Annotated in this window: 1 protein-coding gene; it reads left to right on the forward strand. The window is 68.2% G+C overall.

The window, feature by feature from the left end; translation table 11 throughout:
* A partial coding sequence (locus tag AO501_RS19775; protein ID WP_156452692.1) for a DUF222 domain-containing protein occupies positions 1-393 on the forward strand: 393 nt, incomplete at both ends.

The raw sequence follows: 393 nt of genomic DNA on the forward strand, positions 1-393 counted from the left end.
CGGGCGTTGACAGGCGAACCATTAGGGCCACTGTTGGGCGCGACCGCCGCCGCCCAACGCGAAGGTCTGATCGGTGACGCGCACATCAAAGTGATCCGCGACTTCATCGCCCACCTGCCCAGCACGGTGGATGTAGGGACCTGGGAGGCCGCCGAAAAGGACCTGGCCGGCAAGGCCTGTGACTTTCGCCCCGACCAGGTCGCCACATACGCCCACGAACTCATGGCCCTGCTGCACCCCGACGGCGACTACACCGACGACGAACGCGCCCGCACACGCGGCCTGACCCTGGGCCCCCAGCAATACGACGGCATGTCCCGGCTCAGCGGCCTGATCACCCCCGAACTACGGGCACTACTCGAAGCCGCCTGGGCCAAACTCGCCGCCCCCGGC

This window comes from Mycobacterium gordonae, from assembly GCF_001417955.2.
GTDB lineage: Bacteria > Actinomycetota > Actinomycetes > Mycobacteriales > Mycobacteriaceae > Mycobacterium > Mycobacterium gordonae_B.